We start from the raw sequence: 631 nt of genomic DNA on the forward strand, positions 1-631 counted from the left end.
GGAGCGGGACCGGGACCGGGAGGGGGCCGCCGCCGCGGCCCCAACCACTACCACCGCCACCGCCCACCCGCTGCTCGGCCCGGACAGCGGCGAGCGCCTGACCGGCGTGGACTGCGTGCACAACCCGCTGGATGCGGCCTGCACCGGCCCGGGCTACCGGGTGGCGCTGGTGCGCTACCGCTACGACAGCGCGGGCGACCTGGTGGAGGTACTGGGGCGGGACGGCCAGCGCACGCGCGAGTTCGGCTACGACCGGGTGCACCGCATGGTGCGCCACCGGGTGCGCAGCGGCCCGCTGCACACCTACGTCTATGAAGACCAGGGCGTGGCCATGCCCCGGCCCGGCGCCCGCGTGGTGGAGCAGCACAACGAGCAGGGACTGTCGTACCTCTTCGAATACCGCGATCCCCCCGCCATCCCTCCCGCCACCCCGGCTGCGATCGGCGAGTCCGAGACGGACCCCGACACCCCAGTCCCCGACACCCCGCAGCCCATGCTGCAGCCCGTGCCGCAGCCTGTGCCGGTGAGCGAAGTGCGCGTGCGCGACAGCCTGAACCGGCTCACCCGCTACCACTTCGAAGGCGCAGGCGGAGACAAGCGCCTGGTGCGCCTCGTGCTGCCCGATGGCGCC

Annotated in this window: 1 pseudogene; it reads left to right on the forward strand. The window is 74.0% G+C overall.

The features are described from left to right. Window positions 1-631, forward strand: a pseudogene (locus AC27KI_RS26740) (hypothetical protein); the annotation flags it as partial.

It is taken from the genome of Acidovorax sp. KPB24-03, assembly GCF_057546605.1.